The sequence below is a fragment of the Levilactobacillus hammesii DSM 16381 genome, assembly GCF_001434395.1.
Classification (GTDB): Bacteria; Bacillota; Bacilli; order Lactobacillales; family Lactobacillaceae; genus Levilactobacillus; species Levilactobacillus hammesii.
In genome coordinates this window covers 191,965-209,271 of record NZ_AZFS01000064.1, presented here as the reverse complement: position 1 = coordinate 209,271, position 17,307 = coordinate 191,965, and the positions used below count along the sequence as shown (strand labels likewise).

Sequence of the window (17,307 nt, the reverse complement as noted above, 5' to 3'; positions counted from 1 at the left end):
TTCATTCCACACCTTTCAACGAGAGACTAATTTCTAAGTCACAACGGTGACACTAATCTAGTGATACCGGTGTTCAATGATCTTCGACAGAACATCCTCCCGTTGTTGCGCTTTGGCCATATCAAACCGGGTTTCTTCCAGCTTGTTAAAGTCCTGTGCGAGTAACGTGGCTTCCAGGTAAAGCGTCAACTGTCGCTTGATATACAGCTTATTTTCCTCATCTGGATATTGCGTGTTACCACCCAAAACAGCCGCAGCAAATTTCTCCGGATTCAACGTAATCTTGTCATTCTTAGCCATCTTGACACACCTCTAGTTTTTCAAAATAGATACCTACGGAATTAGTAAAAAAGTTGCGATTCACTTTTAACTAAAATGTAAGCGGTTTACGGTCATTATTCTAGGATGATCTCAGCTTAAATGCAACCGTTTCCATTGTGAAAAAGTTACGATTTAAAGCGCTGTTTGGCGGTTGCATGCAATTGCAACCGGTTGTTTTTTTATTTCAATTTTTTTAGTAAAGGAATAAGTAAATTGGTCCTAGCCAGCTCCCACCTGATGAAAAGTCTTAGCCGCTCATGAACTTATTGAAAGCAAGTCACCACGCCAAAAGCCGTCCCAACAACCGGTTGTCCTGAACGGGCCAGTTCCGACACCAAAAAAACAGCTAGGCGGCTCTTCACCTGAAGAGTTGCCTAGCTGTTGTCAGTTATCTTTTCGTTCAAATTTACTTCACGGCGTCCACGTACTGTTTCAAAGCCGTTTCGTACCCGGCTAACCGCTGTTGTGCGGCGGCGTCGGTTGGGGCACTGGTCCCCACGTAGAACTTGACCTTGGGTTCGGTCCCAGAAGGCCGGATGCAGATCCAGGTGCCATCGCTCAACCAGTACTTCAAGACGTTGGACTGTGGCAAATCAATCTTGCTGGTCGTGCCATCGGCTGCGGTCTTGGTGCTCGTTGAGAAGTCTTCGACCGTTTCGATCGCACTCTCGCCAAAGGACTTCGGGGCGTTTTCTCTGAATTCGCTCATCAGGTGGGCCATTTGTGCCGCGCCATTGACACCGGCGAATTCTTCAAACGTGGTCTTTTCGGCAAAGTAGCCGTAGGTCGCGTAGAGTTCCTCGATCCCATCGTACAGAGTCATGCCGCGTTGTTTGTAATCGGCGGCGACTTCGGCCAACAGCACCGTCGACTGAATGGCATCCTTGTCCCGCACGAACGGCTTGATCAGGTAACCATAGCTTTCCTCAAAGCCAAACAAGAAGGTATGATCATTCGTGGTCTCGTATTGGTGAATCTGTTCGGCGATAAACTTGAAGCCCGTCAGAACGTTCTTCATCTCTACACCGTAAGCCGCAGCGATCTTCGTGGCCAATTCGGTTGACACGATGGACTTGACGACCCGCGAGTTGGCAGGTAACTGTCCCGCTGCCTTGCGTGCCTTCAGGATGTAGGCCAACAGAATCGAGGCAATCTGGTTCCCGGTCAACAGTTGGTAATCACCGTTGGGTTGCCGAACGGCAGCGCCCAACCGATCCGCATCGGGATCGGTGGCCACTAACAGGTCGGCGCCCTCCTTTTTACCCAGCGCAATCGCCATATCAAAGGCCTGCGCAAACTCGGGGTTAGGGAACGGCACGGTTGGAAATTCGGGATCGGCGATGGCCTGTTCTGGTACCATGGTGAAGTTTTCAAAACCAGCGCCACGCAAAGCCCGTTCACCGATGACCTTCCCTGTGCCGTGAAGTGGGGTGTAAATGAGCTTCATGGTCTTTCCCACGGACTTGACCAAGTCGTGGTTAATCGTCACGCTCTCGACATTTTGCAGGTAAGGCTGATCCACATTTTCACCAATGATCTGGAGCGTCTTATCGGCCCGCAACTGTTGTTCATCAGCTACCTTGATGTCAAAGACATCCTTGGCTGACCGCACAAAGTCGGTAATCATGTCGGAAGCCTTAGGCGGCATCTGGCCACCATCCGGCCCATAGATCTTATAACCGTTGTACTGCTTCGGGTTGTGGCTCGCGGTAATCATGATCCCCATGGCCGTATGTAAATGCCGCACGGCAAAGGACAGTTCCGGTGTAGGCCGTAGATCATCAAAAACAAAGCTGGGAATGTGGTGGGCACCCAAAACGTGAGCCGCCTCGTGGGCGAATTCCGTTGAATGATACCGGGAGTCAAAACTGATGGCGACCCCGCGTTGCTTGGTGGCCTCATCCAGGGTGTCCAAGTAACGGGCCACCCCCTCGGTTGCCTGCCGGACGGTGTATACGTTCATTTGGCCAATTCCGGGGCCCATCACGCCACGCATACCGGCCGTCCCAAAGCTCATGGGACCACTAAAAGCGGCTTCCAATGCCTCGGGATCATCCGCAATCGCGTCTAATTCCCGCTTGATGTAAGGAATCATTGTGGGTTGTTGTTGCCAAACTCGATAATTATCTTGCCAACTCATCTAAACCTCTCCTTTTTCACTTAACGTTTTTGTCTGGATGGAATTGTGCTTTGTGTCGCCTTGCCGGGCAGTGTCAATCAGCCGTGACGCTGTGGGCGGACGCCCGGAGCCAAAGAGCGGTCTCCGGGCTTGACTTCGAACCTCACAGACCGAGTTTCAAAGTCACCAATTACCCAAGTGGCTGGCCACTTGGATAATTCCCACGGCTGAGCTGATTGACACTGCCCTCACGGCTAACCTAGCGTTAACCCAGACACCATCGTCAGTCAGCACATCATTTAATCCACTCCCCGATGTGTGACCGAAATTATAGAATCAACATCACTACTATACCAGCAACGCCGCAAAGTTTATACCAGTCAGGCCGAAGTTTAACTCAGGTGTTAGCTAAACTTAAGGGCTTCTTTAATGGTCAGCCCACCGTTTCACGGCTATTTTCATGACTACAAACCAAATGGCTGAAATAAGCCGAATCCAATCTTGAAACAGGCACCCTATCGTAGTTTTCAACCTAAACCAACAGTAGAGGCCTCACCGCGTTGCCGCAGACGGTCAGGGATGGAGCCAGCCGTGAGGGTGAAGTTAGCTGGCGTCTTAGGCCAGGTTACTTCACCGGACACGCTTGGAGACTCGTTGAACTTGACGAGGCTCCAACGCGAGGTGCGAGACCGCTTTATGGCTCGTACCGTTCCCCAATCCCTGACCGTCGAAGGCGCTTATCTAATCCTTGGCTTAGTCCTGGTTGTCTGCCAAGTATTGGTAGGCGATGGTGTGGGTGACGGGGTGGTTGGCCGGGAGAACGATGTCGCCGAAGTCATCGTGGTGAATGGCATCCGGCAACGCTTGGGCCTCCAAGGCCAACGCATTGTAGTCCCGGACCTCTGCGCGTTTGGCATCCGTTGGGTTTGCCGTGAAGACGACCAAGCCGTCACGATCGGAGTATACCGCAACTCGACGGTGACCCGCAGCATCCCCAATGGCGGCAATCGGCGTGGTGGCACTTGGCTTGACTACAAAGGCGTCATCGTATTCAACTGCCCCATCTTTTTTGAGTTGTGCCAACCCATCCGCGATGGTTCGTGGCTGACTGAAGTCGTACCCCGTGCCGGCCGTTGGCAACTTCTTGCCGCTGGGCGTCTTGTCTCCCTTGAGTTCCAGTCGCTGATTGCCGCTCAGCAACAGCCACTGTTTGTCGATGCTGTGCTGGTCATCGGTCACGTTAAAGTACGTGTGAATGGTTGGGTTAAATAGCGTGTCGGCATCACTCGTCCCCGTAAAGCTGATTTCTAACCGATTTTCGGCCGTTAGGGTGTACGTGATGCTGGTGGTTAACGTCCCGGGATAGCGATCCTCGGCGGGCGTCACGGTGTGCGTCAACACCACGCTAGCCGTGTCAGCCGTCTTCTTGGTTTCGCCGGACCAGTTCACGTTTCTAAAACCATGCGGGCCCCCGTGAATGGCATTCTTGCCCTCATTGGCTTCCAGGTGAACCGTCTGACCATCGAGATCAAACTGGGCGCCGGCAATGCGGCCAGCGACCCGGCCCAAGGCTTGGCACAGGCAATAGCCGTTGTGATCATAGGCGGTGATATCGGACTCGCCGACCACTAATTGTTGGCGCCGATCGCCCTCTACGACACTAAATTCTTGCAGGGTTGCGCCCCAGGTCAAGACACTGACTCGCGTTCCTTGTTGATTAGTTAACAGGTACTTGGTGACGGACTGTCCTGCGATAGTTCCAGCAACTTCTTGTGTAATTTCCATGATTGCTTTCCTCCAATTTAGAATCCGGTTTCATTGTATAATAACCAGCTGGTCAGTACCAATTTTTTTATAGCTAAATTTGTGATTACCCACAATCATTTATTCCTAAAATAAATGATACTTTTACTGGACTTATCATTTGATTATTCTCTATACTTACTTCGAATCGTGCACTTTTACACAATTAAAACGCTTGATAAGGAGGAACTATTTATGCCATCTACAACTGCTGCCGCTGAAAAGCTGCTACTCCAAATGGTTGACGACTATACCGCGCGGGAGATTAGTCCCCAGGATATGCCCATGGATGCCGCGGGTGACTTTCCAGCCGGTTTTATCCAAAAGTTAACGAATACGGGTTTTCTCGGCATCATGCTACCCCAGGAATTTGGTGGTGCCGGCTTCGGTCCCGAGGCCACGGCAAAGGCCCTCAACCACATCGCCCGCGGTAACGCCAGCACGGCGGTCACGCTCGAAGGTCACTTTAAGACCATCGATCAGATCCTAAAATTCGGGACTCCCGCCCTGCAAAAGCAACTCTTACCGTCCGCAAATGACCGGATCTTTGCCTTCTCCATGACCGAAGCCTCCGGTGGCTCCAACCCCATGGGTATCAGTTCGACGGCGACGCGTGAGGGCGACCACTGGGTCATCACCGGCGATAAGATCATGATTACCAACGGTGGCTTAGCGCAAGTCTACTGCGTTCTCGTCAAGACGGCGCCCCAAGAGCTTTCCGTCTTCGTGGTCGATCAAGACATGCCAGGTTTCTCATTCGGAAAGCGTGAAGACTTCATCGGTCTGCGAGGGACACCGGTTGGTGAAATTGTGATGGATCACATCATCGTTGACGACGATCACCTGCTGGGAAAGCTGGGTGACGGCGGTAAAATTGGGGATTCCGCCCACGACGATGCCCGGGTTCTCATGGGTGCCGTTCTAACGGGCATCATGGAACACGAGTTGAAGATCGCCACCGACTACGCTAAGGAACGTAAGGCCGGTGATACACCATTAACGGCACTTCAGGTCACCCACCGTAAAGTGGCCGACATTGCCATGCGCAAGGAAACCACACGTCTCCTCTACCAAAATGCCGCCAAGCTTAAAGCCACTGGCCAACCTTACAGTGAGGAAGCCGCCATGGCCAAGGCCCACGGCTCACGCGCTGCCGTCAGCGCCGGCGATGACACCTTACAGATCCTGGCCGGCTACGGTTACAGTCGTGAATACCCGGTAGAACATCTGATCCGTGATGCTCGCGCCATGGAAATTGCCGAAGGAACCGTGGAAAAGATGCGGTCCGCCATTGCCACCGCCGAATTTAAGAAATAGGAGGTCTTCCCATGAAAATTGTCGTATGTCTCAAACAAGTTCCCGAAACCAACGATGTCACCATTGACCCAGTCACGCACAACCTGGACCGGCGTGGTCTGGCTGGTGTGATGAATCCCTTTGATAAGAATGCTATTGAACTTGCCCTACACTTAAAGGACACCGCGGACGACGATGTTCAAGTCGCCCTCCTTACCATGGGCCCCGATGATTACGCCGAGTCCCTCCGCGAAGGGATGGCCATGGGCGCCGATGCCGGCTATCTGCTGTCCGACCGAGCTTTTGCGGGGGCCGACACCTTGGCCACGGGTTATGTGATTGCGCAAGCCCTGAAGAAGATTGGCGATGCCGACCTGATTTTATTTGGTCGCCAAGCCGTTGACGCCGACACCGGCCAAGTCGGCCCGATTGTCGCCGAATTCCTCCACCAACCACAGATTACCTACGCGGCCAGTCTGCGTCTAAGCGGCAAGAATGAGGTCACGGCAGAACGGCTATTGGAAGACACCAAGCAAACGTTGGTCGCCCAACTGCCTGCCGTGGTCAGTGTGCGAAGCGAGTTAAATACGCCTCGTTACCCCACCCCCCGCAACATCCAACTCAGCTTTGACAAGCCCCTGACCGTTTGGCATCATGACGACCTCGATCTCGATGACACTCGTCTGGGCCAAGCTGGCTCACCGACCATCGTTACCAAGGTCTACGCGCCAGAACCCGTTAAGCGGGAATTAACCCCACTGACGGGAACGCCCAGTGAAGCCGCTAGTCAACTGATCAAGGCCCTGAAAGGCCGTCAATTAATCTAAGGAGGAATCTGCCATGTCAAAACCAGAATTATGGGTCATTGCGGAACGCCGCTTAGACCACATTGAACCCACCACGCAACAGTTAATCACCAAGGCCAAGGGCTTAGCTGGTGACCATTTCAAGACTGTCGTCATTCTACTCGAAGCGACCAACGATCACCTAGAAGATGAATTAAAGGCTTACGGTCCCGACGAGATTCGCGTGGTCCGGGATGACCGTTTCCCCACGGCCACGGACGCCGAACACGCCGATGCCCTAGAACAGTTGGTGACCAAATACCAGCCCAATTCGATCTTATTTGGCGCCACGATCACTGGAAGATCCATCGCCCCACGGCTGCAAGCCAAGTTACGGACGGGATTGACCGCCGACTGTCTGGATCTGCGTTTCGATGACGACACCCTAGTCGCTACCAAACCCTCTTACGGGGACAACATCATGTGTGAAATTATCTGCCCCGACCATCGGCCCCAAATGGCCACGGTCCGGCCTAACACGTTCGTTGCAAATACCGCTGAAGGTGCGGCGACCGTCACCACCGACACCATCACCTTCCACCCCGTTGACCGCCTACAGGTAAAGGCCGCAACACCAGTCGTCAACACCGCCACCACAGTGGGTGATGCTAGCCGGGTCGTCGCCCTAGGACGCGGTGCGGCCAGCGCAGCCACCATCGACACCGCCACTCAACTCGCCGAAAAATTCGGCGGTCGGATTGGTGTCTCTCGGCCATTGACCGACCAAGAACGCTTCAACCACGATGATCAGATTGGCCAGAGTGGAAACACCATTCATCCCGAATTGATCCTCACTTTCGGGGTCAGCGGCGCCGTCCAATTCTTGGTTGGGATGCAAGATTCCCAGACCATTGTCGCCGTGAACTCAGACAAGGATGCCCCCATCTTCGACGTCGCTGATTACGGCTACGTTGGGGATGCTCAGGCCTTCATGTCGGCCTTATTGGCACAGTTTGTTTAAGACCTATTGTGCTTAGATGGAAACGGCTTCTGACAGCCACAGGTGATTAGTTTAGACGACTAGCCATGCCATCTAAGCTCCGGTAATGATTCTTGTCCTTTCAGCCTTCAATTACACAAAAAATCCCGTCCACTAACCGATTAACATCGTTAGTGAACGGGATTTCTTCTGCTATTATCAAAATAAATTTATCTTTTAGCCAAACAAATGAGACTGTTTCGGTATTTTTTTCGTTAGTAATAGTATAACGATTATTTTTCGCTATCCCTACAATGCCAACAGTTCAGCCAGCAATTGCCGGGCCGACTCGTTGAGCTTGTCCTGTGACTTGTCGTTACCCAGGTGGGTGTAGATCTCACCGACATACACGTCATCCGTGAACAGACGGTCAAAGACGGCATCGATGATCGGTTGCGTCGCCGCTTGTTCCTGAACGGGACCAAAAGGATTGGCAAAGAACGTCGTGCTCATCCCCACTTCATCCGTGGTGCCCAGTGCCTTACGCTTGCCGGCGATAAAGGTGGCTTTGGCCGTTTCCTGATCCGTAAACCGGTGAACCCCCACGGCATCGTCATAGTTATTGGCGTAGACCCACATGTCAATGTGATGGTGCATGACAATCCGTGGCCAGGTGTTGGCCGGGATGATGACCCGTGCATTCTTTTGTTCGGGGTTCATATAGATCCCCCGGTCCATGTTGTTAAAGGCAACTTCGCTACTCAGGTCATCGAGGCGGACGAACGCCCCGGTTTCAGTCCCTTGCGCGTAGAGTTCCTTGCCTTGTAACGTGAAGCTACCCATGTCGTCAAAGATGGTTTCCATGCTGACAATCTGGTCATCGGCGACCTGTTGCAGAGCCTCGATGGATTCAGACTTACCGGCACCGGAGTCCCCGAAGAAGACGACAGTCTTGGTTTGACCATTTGCAAAGGTAATCTTCATCATTGACCCGTGAATTGGCAGGCGTTTCTGCGCGATCATGTGCAGGTTGTGAAGCGTCAGGCACATCTTCTTCATGTAGCCAAAGTACGTGGTCTGGTCGTTGTAAGGCACCTGACCGACGTAGATGTCGTTGGCCTGATCGTAGAAATAATGGCCGTTTTCGGCATCGGTATCCGTTGCCACACCCGGTGTCCCAAACAAGAGCACCAAATCCGGCTTGTGATCTGCCACCTGCTTCGCATCGGCGAGCTGGAACAGGTTAGCCAAGGCCAACCCGGAAGCCATGTAGTCGCGGTGGAAGTAGATGTAAGCCAAGCTTTCCCCAATCATGGCTGGGTAACAGAAGAAATCGTCCTCGGTGCCCTTGAAGTTCGTGATGGGGTTGACCTGGGTCGCCGTAAAGGTACCCTTCCGCTTGTTACTCTTGGTGTGCAGCATCATTGGTGGCCGTAACATCAACCGGTCAATGAACCGAATGTCCTTCAGCTTTTCATAACCGGCGGGCATCTGCCAGTTCAATTCCTGGAGCAACATGCAGGCGCTGGAACCGGCGCTCACTTGACGATAAACGTGGTTGGCGTGCCCCTGTAATTTTTCTTCAATCGTCCGGTACAGACGAATCACTAAGTCGTTAAACCGTTGATCAATCGTCATAAATTCACTGGCGACCACATCGTTTTGCTTGATGGTCATCGTCGCAACCCGCAAGTACGTCCGGTAGTAGGAATAGAGGTCTTCGATGCTGGCCAGAATTTCTGATTTTTGATACTGGGCAAAAGCATCCGGCTGATCCGTCAAAATGGCCTTGATGGTGGCCAAGTAAACCTGTGGTGTCACCAGGTTAAAGGTGGTCGATGCGTCAGCGACTTCCGGCGTCCGGTCCCGTTGTTCGTCCAGGAACAGGCGCACAAAATCGGCGAGTTCGTCACTGTTAACGAGGTCAAAAATGCTGGTAATAAAGCGTGAATTGTAGTCCAAAACCGCAACGTTCCGGTCGGGATTTGCGTAAAATGAAGCCAAATCAATTGCTGCTGGTGTCTGCATGGTGAAGCCCCTTTCATAATGTCTTAAGAGTAATTCTAGCCTAAAAGCGGGTCAGAAGGAAGCGACTTTGCAAGATATTAATAGCATTTGTCCCAAAGCTGACTTACCATAAAAGACGTAAGCGCTATCAATTTATTTATAATCCGGGTTGTCGTGGACCTGAAGCGTGCCGTTCATTATGACCAGACTAGTTGATACAGATGATTATTTAAGACACCACGCGGACAACCCCTATTGAAAATGCACCAACCGATGTGAGCCGTGAGGGTGGCCCAAATAAACTCAGCCGCGGGAATGCTCTTAGTGGCGACTTTGGCCGCTTAGAGCACTGGTGTCGTTGAAACTCGGTTTTGGAGGTTCAACGGCAAGCTCAGAGACCGCCCTTTGGCTCTGGGCGTCCGCCCGCCGCGTTCCGGTTTATTTGGGCCACTCGGTAAGGCGCTGCAACCACCATGATCATGTGAATTTTGAAAGGAAGTTCTTGGATATGAAGGTGAACTACCCGTCACTAAAGTAACGAGCTTCTAGGAACACCGCTGACTTGCATGACACTTATGGGGTGTCACGTAGCGGTTACGGCTATCAACTAAGGACTGTTCCAGTCCAAGGCAGTTTGATATTTAAGTAGTTGCGGCCAAAATATTCTTAGCGGCGTTAACGTCCCTATCGTGGTTTGTTCCACAATTGGGACAAGTCCATTTACGAATGGACAGTTCATGCTTGCCATCGTCAAAGCCACAGCTTGCACAAAGTTGACTAGTTTTCCGTGGGTTTACAATCACTAGTTGCTTCCCATACCAGGGGCATTTATAGGTCAGTTGACGACGAATTTCACGCCAAGACTGGTTCGCAATGGCCCGAGCAAGTTGATGATTTTTGAGAAGATTCTTGGTTTTCAAATCTTCAATTTTAATCACATCATATTGTTTGACGAGTTGGATCGTTAACTGATGCAGGTAATTCTGACGTTGGTTAGCGATCTTTTCGCTGTACTTAGCGACCATCCGTTTCGCCTTCTGATAATTTTTAAAATCAGACAATTCGCGGGGTTCAGAAAATTGATTGTGATGATCCCAGGCAATTTCTTTTTGTGCCTGACGTCGACGACGCGCTAAGCGTTTTTCCCAGTAGTGTTTCTTCTTGGCAAGAAGCTTGTCAAAACGAATTGTCGGTTGTTTTTGCCCATCACTAGTGATCATCAAATCGGCCACACCTAAATCAATGCCCACTGTTTGACCATTTTTAGCTAACGGACTGATTTCGGTTTCAACTAACAGTACCGCGTAATATTTGCCGGTTGTTGAAAGTTTGATGGTCGCATTTTTGAGCTGACCGGTAATCTTCCTACCCGTTCTAAAGGGCATCAGACCAACCTTAGGAATTCTAATAATGCGATTGTTTTTGATGGCTAAGCTGGTCCCGGAGCACTTAACGTTGTAGCTTTGCTTAGGAAATTTACGCGACTTAAATTTAGGAAAACCGGTATTAGTTTCCTTAAAGAACTTTTGAAAAGCGGCTACTAGGTCATGACACGTCGATTGTAGACTAGTACTCTCCGCTTCCTTTAACCATGGGTATTCCCGCTTTAACGCTGGCAGCAAACTATTAAGAGCATAAACGTTCAGAAATGGTGCCTGGGGATTGTTTTCGTAGCGTTTACGCAGCATGTTTAGCATTTGATTCCAAACGAAGCGATTATAGCCAAAATTAAGGTTGATCTTTAACTGTTGCGCCAGACTGGGGTAAATTCGCAGCTTAATACCTTTCAGAACCATCCGTTCACCTTCTTTACAAAGAGCATATCACAGATGTTATGCTATACGTCTCGTAGTCACTTACAAAATAACTTATAAAAGGATACACATATGATTAAATATGAACGAACTAACGTCTATGATTTTAGCTTTCACTTGGTTTGGGTGACAAAGTACCGTAAACCGGTCTTTACGTCCCCTGAAAAGTGTTCGGCCTTGAAAAATATTCTCAGTGAAATTGCCAGCCGACATGCCATTGAAATTTTTAGCTTAGAAGTTATGCCTGACCACGTGTACATGATTGTTAGTTTTGCGCCTAAATACGCGCCCTCTTCAATTGTAAAAGCCTTCAAAGGTGGGTCAGCCAAGCAATAGTTTAAGCAATTCCCTGAAACGAAACGGCAACTGTGGGGGGGGGGCACTTGTGGTCGCCCAGTTTTTTCATGAGCACCTTAGGTAATGTTTCAAAAGAAATTGTGACACAGTACATTGATTCACAGTTAGATCAATACAATGGTGGTCGTCCAAGACGTTGATTCATCTCGGCATTGCAATACCGAGTTCTCTCAACTGACGCCACCTATAGACTTGGCTCTGAGCGTCCGCCCGCCGCGTTCCAGTTTATTTGGGCCACCCGGTAAGGCGAAGGGACCACTAGGTTGTCCAATTTCAGGCCGACCGGTATTGCTAGAATAGGCATACCTGGTACTTTAAAACTTTCAGTCATTAGTTAGCCAAAAAACCAACTAATCTTTAGCAATCATTTGATCGACGCTGCATCAAACTTGACATTCGCCTTCTGGCTAACGACTTTGGTCAGTGCATACGCCGGGTGACGACCAGCATGTCGGTAGTAACCAAAATAGTGGTTCCCCAATTTCACTGACTTGGCGGAGATACCCGTATAGGGGGATGCAAAGACCTGATGGCTTATTCTTCGATAGTTGACCGATTGACTACTGGTATCGCGATATGACTTCTCAAAGTCATAGGTGTCAACGTTCAGCATTTCTTGGGTGACATGACCGTTCTTTTTCTCTAAATCCACCGAAAATGGCAGTGGCCTTGGCTGCTTAAACTTCGCATTTTCAATACGCGACCGCAAGCCCTGATAGCCAGCCACAATTCGCCTATCGGATTTCACTGCCGCAAAACTAACAACTGTCGCCTTTTGATCCTTTTTTAAGTTTTCTTTTTCCACGGACAATTTTTCTTTGGTGTCCGTCATTAAGGCTTGTCGTTTGTGGGTGAAGGCTTGTTTTGAAAGCGCCATTCCCTTTTGTTTTAATTGTTGAATGGACAACCGCGCTGCGTCCCCTAACGTAAACGAACTGGGCACCTGAAAGGCGGTGGCCTTGCCATTTTGCGTAATCACGATCGACTTCAACGGCATCTTTAAACTAGGCTCATTCTGACTTTTGGCAATGTACCAAACCTGTGTCCTCGCCGTTTTCCCCATTTGACCAAAGGCAATATCCCCTCGCTGTTCATTGGTAGAATCACGAGCACATGCCACCAGCGTTAAAGACAGCACTACTATCGTTCCCAAAACCATTCGATTTCTCATCAACTTTTTTCCTGTCCCCTGCATTTACTAATTTTTATTATTATAATCCCCACAAAGGGATAAACCATTCAGTCGTCAAAATATTAGGTTTTCCTTTAACAAAAAGCCCATCCGCGCTAACGAATGGACTTTATAACACTTATTTTATCACGCTTAAGCCGCTGCCTTCGTCTTCCGACCGTCACGCAATATCGCGGCGAAGATCCAGCCCACCACGGCGACAATCAAGAAGGTTAAGAACACCGCGTGGTACCCGCTCATCGTGGCTGCCAGATGTGTCGTGACTTTGATATGGCTGGCCGTTACCATCGCCAAAATCAAAGTGGCCACGGCGACCCCGGTTGAGCCGAGAATCTGCCGGACGGTCGTGATCACCGCTGTCCCGTGGGAAATCAACTGATCCGGCAGGGAGTTGGCCCCCAGCGTAACCGCTGGCATCATGACAAAGGCGTTGCCCCCCTCAATCAACGTGGCGATCAGAATCATGGCGATTAACGATTGCCGACCGGATACCAGCGTCAACCATAACCAGCCCAAGACAATCATCGACATCCCCGTCAGCATGGTTGCCTTAAACCCAATGTGATCGGCCAATTTACCGGTCAACGGATTGAGTAAACTCAGGACCACCGCGCCGGGAACCAGCGCCATCCCTGAGGCAAATGGTGACATGCCCAGGACTTCCTGGTAATAGAGTGGAAAAATAATCGTCACCACAATCAAGGCAATGTAAGACGTTCCCGTCAATAACACCGCCAAGTCAAAGTTGAACGTCTTGAGCACCCGCAAATCGAGCAACGGGGTCGTGGTCTGAAATTGCCGCCAAACAAAGAAGGCGACGGCCAACAAGCTGACAATCAGTAAACCGGTCATCCAGCCCCAGTTGACGTTAACCTTGCCAATCTGGTTGACCACGTACAGGATCCCAATGAACCCCACACTACTGATGACGGACCAGTAATCTAGGTGGGATTCGTGTTGTGGCATCACATCTTTAATGGTCTTCAACGCGACTAAGAAAACAATCGTAATCACGACCATGAAGACGACGAATAATCCCTGCCACGTGGTGTAACGGAGCACAATTCCAGAAATAATCGGTCCCACGGCTAACGCAGACCCCATGACGAGGCCGGCCATCCCCATGACGCCGCCCCGCTGTTTCTCCGGGGTAATCCGCAGCATCACCGTTTGATAGGATGGAAACATGATGCCGACCGCCATGGCCTCCATCACCCGTCCCAACATCATCAGACCGAAGCTCGGGGCCAAGTAAATAATAAAGGTCCCGATATCGAATAAGGCTAAGACACTGACAAATAGAACCGGAAAGCGAATGTTATTTAACAGCCAGGGGCTGACGGGCATCATCACCACCATCACCAGCATAAAACCGGTCGTCAACCACTGCACCGTCGACGCCGGCACCCCGAAGTACCGCATCAGCGTCGGATACGCCGTAGATAGTGACGATTGACTGATGGACATCGTAAAGGTCCCCGCCAGTAGTGTCCAGATAAACGCCAAGTGATTGTAGGAACGCCCCTGTAAATCAATGGGTTGTGCCATGTAATTCCTCCCTCATACCTACTTTAGAAACATTATCAACTGACTTTTATCCTAGTCCTTTTCCGCGCAACTGTAAACCAACGTGACCCGCTATCTCCCTACGCAATCAAGTTACTTATCCCCTAATCTTTGGTACAATGAAACTAACTAAGGGCTGATCCATTCAGCCGTCGCGGACTACGCAAGGAATGAGGGTAAAATATGGATTTAGTGGCATACTTACACGACGAGATTAATTTCTTAACGGAACAAATGAACCGGGCCAAAGACGAAAAGGACAATGCAATGAAGTTCTTGTGTGACGCCCGCATCACTGAAGCAAAACGCATTCTGGAACAAATCGACAACGGGACCATTAACCGCTTAACGGCCGAGTAGTGGGGAATCGTCCCCCATCGACACTAATCAAACCAACCGGTATCAGCAACGTCCAACGCGTTTGGGGCCCCGGCCTCAGGCGCGTTTGTGCCGCCGTGTTGGTCACAACGAGGAGGTCATCATGAACAGTCGGATCGTTATAGAAAGTCTGGTCTTACTCATCATCTTTAGCTTGTTAGTCTTCCTAATCTTTAGCTTGATCACAGACTTTAGAACAACGCTGTTGCTGATTCTCCTTTTAACCACGGTCGGCTTCATTAAGACCCATTTTTTCAAGAAGACTCACAGCCGCTAATCCGGCTAACGCGGTGCCCGGACTTTTCGAGTCACGGGTTCGCCTAAACGTTAAATTAGGTGTAGATTAGTAGTGTACGAAATTTTGAGGAGGTAACACGTTGATAACCATTAAATCAGATCGTGAAATTAAAAAGATGGCCGAATCCGGTGCCGTTCTGGCCGGTGTGCACAAGGGCCTGCGCGACATTATTAAGCCAGGAATCTCTAGCTGGGAGATCGAACGGTTTGCCAACAAGTACATCGAAGAACACGGTGCCACCCCTTCCGAAAAGGGTTTTGAAGGCTACAAGTATGCCACCTGCGTCAGCGTCAACGACGAAGTGGCCCACGCCATTCCCCGTAAGGAACTGCTGTTAAAGGAAGGCGACATCGTGGCGGTTGACATGACCGTTAACCTGGACGGCTTTGAAAGTGACTCTTGCTGGACCTACGCGGTTGGCAAGATCAGTCCTGAAGCCCAACACCTCATGGATGTCACCAAGAAGTCCCTCTACTTGGGGATCGACCAAGCCGTTGTCGGCAACCGGATCGGTGACATTGGTCACGCCATCCAAGCCTACACCGAGGGTCAAGAACACATGGGTGATGTCCGTGAGCTGATTGGCCACGGTATTCAACCCACCATGCATGAACAACCTAACGTGCCGAACTACGGTGAAGCCGGCAAGGGTCTGCGTTTACGCGCCGGCATGACGATTACCATTGAACCCATGATTAACCTGGGGACTTGGGAGATTGCTTCACGGGAAACGGCCGACAAGTCATGGGAATACTACGTGACCGCCGACGGTTCTCTGTCCGCTCAATACGAACACACCCTGGTCATCACCGATGATGGCCCTAAGATCTTGACGTCCCAAGACGACGAGATCGACGAAAAGTACCGACTTTAATCAAGGAGGCGCCCCTGCATGGCACTAACCAATCACACGCCGGAACCGGCTGTCCAAAACATTTTTGATAAGATTGCCCCGCAATACGATCAGATGAACAGCGTCATTAGCCTGGGCACCCATCGCCTGTGGCGTAAGCACGTCATGACCGAAATGGCGGTCAAACCCGGCGACTTTGCATTAGATCTGTGCTGTGGCACGGGAGACTGGACCTTGGCGTTGGCGCAGGCGGTCGGTCCGGCTGGTCGCGTGGTCGGCTTGGACTTTAGTCCCGTGATGATTCGCGAGGCCGAGCAGAAGGTTCGCGCCGCCAAGCTTACCGATCGGATTACCCTGCGCGAGGGCGATGCCATGCAGTTGCCCTACCCCGACAACAGTTTTAATGTCGTGACGATCGGCTTTGGCCTGCGCAACGTCCCGGATGCCAACCAGGTTCTCCGGGAAATGGCCCGCGTGGTCAAGCCCGGCGGTCAGGTGGTCTGCCTGGAAACCTCGCAACCCACCAATCCCGTGATTCATGCGGGCTGGCAGGTCTACTTTGGCCACGTGGTTCCCTTGATGGGGAGTCTCGTTGCCCACCACTATCAGGCCTACAACTACCTCCAACGGTCGACGCACAACTTCGTCTCGGTCACGCAACTCGCCACGATGTTTACGGCAGCCGGACTGACACGCGTTCATTACCACGTCTTTAATCTGGGCGCGGCCGCCGTGCACTTCGGGGTTAAACCTTACTAAGGTTATAGCAAATCAAAATCCGCACCAAACTAGATGATCTATCGTCTGGTTTGGTGCGGATTTTTTATTCAGGTTGTTTATTTAAAGGCGGCCGGGACACGCCCCCCCAAAATTTTTATCTTCACGGTCATCAGGCCCAGCCGTGGGTCTCTCGATCCCAGTCACGCTTACGGCTGCCGGAGACAAAGGGGTTGCCTGCCACGGTAAACCGTAGTGGCCGATCCTGCCAGCTCCCCGCCGAGACGCCGACCCGGGATGTGGCCGCAACTTCCTTGGGTTGGCGCGTAGCTGTCGGCGTAATCGTCAAATTTTGCGCGCCCAACAGGGTCCGGTTCAGGTCCTTCGACTGAATGCCCAACGCCGCCATTAGCTTACCGGGGCCATTGGTCACATCCGGTACCGGCTTGTCCCGATTCCGTTGCATCAGGTCAAGCCCCCGGTGCGGTTCGATACCGCGAACCAGGATTCCTTGGGGTGTTCCCGCCGCCTGGGTGGCCACATCAAACATGTAATAGCCCCGCAGGATATAGATGTAAATGGTCCCCGGTGCATCGTACAACGCCGCATTGGCAGCCGTGTAGCGACCGTTAAAGGCATGGGCCGCCGTATCCTGTTCACCCAGGTAAGCCTCGGTCTCCACGATCCAGCCACTCATGGTGCCGGCTGGCGTTTGATAAACCAATTCGTGTCCCAATAGATCCTGGGCAATCTGGGGCGTGGGGCGTCCCGTAAAAAAATCCGCTAAAGCGTCTGACATCAAATCTCTCCTTCAATTTCACT

At 51.2% G+C, this 17,307-nt stretch carries 15 protein-coding genes and 1 pseudogene; 8 read left to right on the top strand and 8 right to left on the bottom strand.

Features of this window, described 5'->3' with window-relative positions; all coding sequences use genetic code 11:
• Positions 1-57: 57 nt before the first annotated feature.
• The 3 genes from FD28_RS11375 to FD28_RS11365 form a co-directional block, all read right to left on the bottom strand.
• A complete protein-coding gene (locus FD28_RS11375) occupies positions 58-300 on the bottom strand; it encodes a hypothetical protein (RefSeq protein ID WP_057735164.1) in 243 nt (80 codons plus the stop codon).
• Positions 301-727: 427 nt separating this feature from the next.
• The gene (locus FD28_RS11370; protein ID WP_057735163.1) at positions 728-2,461 is read right to left on the bottom strand and encodes a phospho-sugar mutase; all 1,734 of its coding nucleotides are present in this window, start codon (positions 2,459-2,461) and stop codon (positions 728-730) included.
• 732 nt (positions 2,462-3,193) lie between these two features.
• Complete coding sequence (locus tag FD28_RS11365; protein WP_057735162.1) at positions 3,194-4,225, bottom strand: aldose epimerase family protein; 1,032 nt, start codon at positions 4,223-4,225, stop codon at positions 3,194-3,196.
• A 213-nt stretch (positions 4,226-4,438) separates the two neighbouring features.
• Here FD28_RS11365 and FD28_RS11360 point away from each other — a divergent pair, with 213 nt between their 5' ends.
• Genes FD28_RS11360 through FD28_RS11350 form a run of 3 tightly spaced genes read left to right on the top strand, consistent with a single transcriptional unit; the run spans position 4,439 to position 7,345 of the window.
• Positions 4,439-5,560: an acyl-CoA dehydrogenase family protein gene (locus FD28_RS11360; RefSeq protein ID WP_057735161.1), complete on the top strand. Its 1,122-nt coding sequence runs from the start codon at positions 4,439-4,441 to the stop codon at positions 5,558-5,560.
• An 11-nt stretch (positions 5,561-5,571) separates the two neighbouring features.
• Positions 5,572-6,366, top strand: a complete 795-nt coding sequence (locus tag FD28_RS11355; protein WP_057735160.1) for an electron transfer flavoprotein subunit beta/FixA family protein — start codon at positions 5,572-5,574, stop codon at positions 6,364-6,366.
• A gap of 13 nt (positions 6,367-6,379) precedes the next feature.
• Positions 6,380-7,345 carry an electron transfer flavoprotein subunit alpha/FixB family protein gene (locus tag FD28_RS11350; protein ID WP_057735159.1) on the top strand — a complete coding sequence of 322 codons (966 nt, stop codon included), beginning with the start codon at positions 6,380-6,382 and terminating at the stop codon, positions 7,343-7,345.
• Positions 7,346-7,612: 267 nt separating this feature from the next.
• On the opposite strand, the gene FD28_RS11345 is transcribed toward FD28_RS11350, so the two are convergent.
• Positions 7,613-9,331 (bottom strand): phosphoenolpyruvate carboxykinase (ATP), encoded by a 1,719-nt coding sequence (locus tag FD28_RS11345; RefSeq protein ID WP_057735158.1) that lies wholly within the window; start codon positions 9,329-9,331, stop codon positions 7,613-7,615.
• A gap of 620 nt (positions 9,332-9,951) precedes the next feature.
• Positions 9,952-11,106, bottom strand: coding sequence for an RNA-guided endonuclease TnpB family protein (locus FD28_RS11340; RefSeq protein WP_057735157.1), 1,155 nt, complete (start codon positions 11,104-11,106; stop codon positions 9,952-9,954).
• A gap of 90 nt (positions 11,107-11,196) precedes the next feature.
• Here FD28_RS11340 and tnpA point away from each other — a divergent pair.
• Positions 11,197-11,621 (top strand): annotated as a pseudogene (gene tnpA, locus FD28_RS11335) (IS200/IS605 family transposase).
• Positions 11,622-11,845: 224 nt separating this feature from the next.
• On the opposite strand, the gene FD28_RS11330 reads toward tnpA, so the two are convergent.
• Both FD28_RS11330 and FD28_RS11325 read right to left on the bottom strand, forming a co-directional pair.
• On the bottom strand, positions 11,846-12,652 hold the full coding sequence (locus tag FD28_RS11330) for a hypothetical protein (protein ID WP_157059890.1): 807 nt from the start codon (positions 12,650-12,652) through the stop codon (positions 11,846-11,848).
• 153 nt (positions 12,653-12,805) lie between these two features.
• Positions 12,806-14,221: an MFS transporter gene (locus FD28_RS11325; protein ID WP_057735155.1), complete on the bottom strand. Its 1,416-nt coding sequence runs from the start codon at positions 14,219-14,221 to the stop codon at positions 12,806-12,808.
• A 201-nt stretch (positions 14,222-14,422) separates the two neighbouring features.
• Here FD28_RS11325 and FD28_RS13360 point away from each other — a divergent pair, with 201 nt between their 5' ends.
• From FD28_RS13360 to FD28_RS11315, 4 genes are all read left to right on the top strand, one after another.
• A complete protein-coding gene (locus FD28_RS13360; protein ID WP_169788501.1) occupies positions 14,423-14,599 on the top strand; it encodes a hypothetical protein in 177 nt (58 codons plus the stop codon).
• Between the two features lie 121 nt (positions 14,600-14,720).
• A complete protein-coding gene (locus tag FD28_RS13265; protein WP_157059889.1) occupies positions 14,721-14,894 on the top strand; it encodes a hypothetical protein in 174 nt (57 codons plus the stop codon).
• 100 nt (positions 14,895-14,994) lie between these two features.
• Positions 14,995-15,789, top strand: a complete 795-nt coding sequence (gene map, locus FD28_RS11320; RefSeq protein ID WP_057735154.1) for a type I methionyl aminopeptidase — start codon at positions 14,995-14,997, stop codon at positions 15,787-15,789.
• 18 nt (positions 15,790-15,807) lie between these two features.
• Complete coding sequence (locus tag FD28_RS11315) at positions 15,808-16,527, top strand: demethylmenaquinone methyltransferase (RefSeq protein ID WP_057735153.1); 720 nt, start codon at positions 15,808-15,810, stop codon at positions 16,525-16,527.
• Between the two features lie 130 nt (positions 16,528-16,657).
• Here FD28_RS11315 and FD28_RS11310 read toward each other — a convergent pair whose 3' ends face one another.
• Entirely contained in the window at positions 16,658-17,284 is a 627-nt protein-coding gene (locus tag FD28_RS11310; protein ID WP_057735152.1) for a DNA-3-methyladenine glycosylase, read from the bottom strand.
• Between the last annotated feature and the right edge of the window lie 23 nt (positions 17,285-17,307).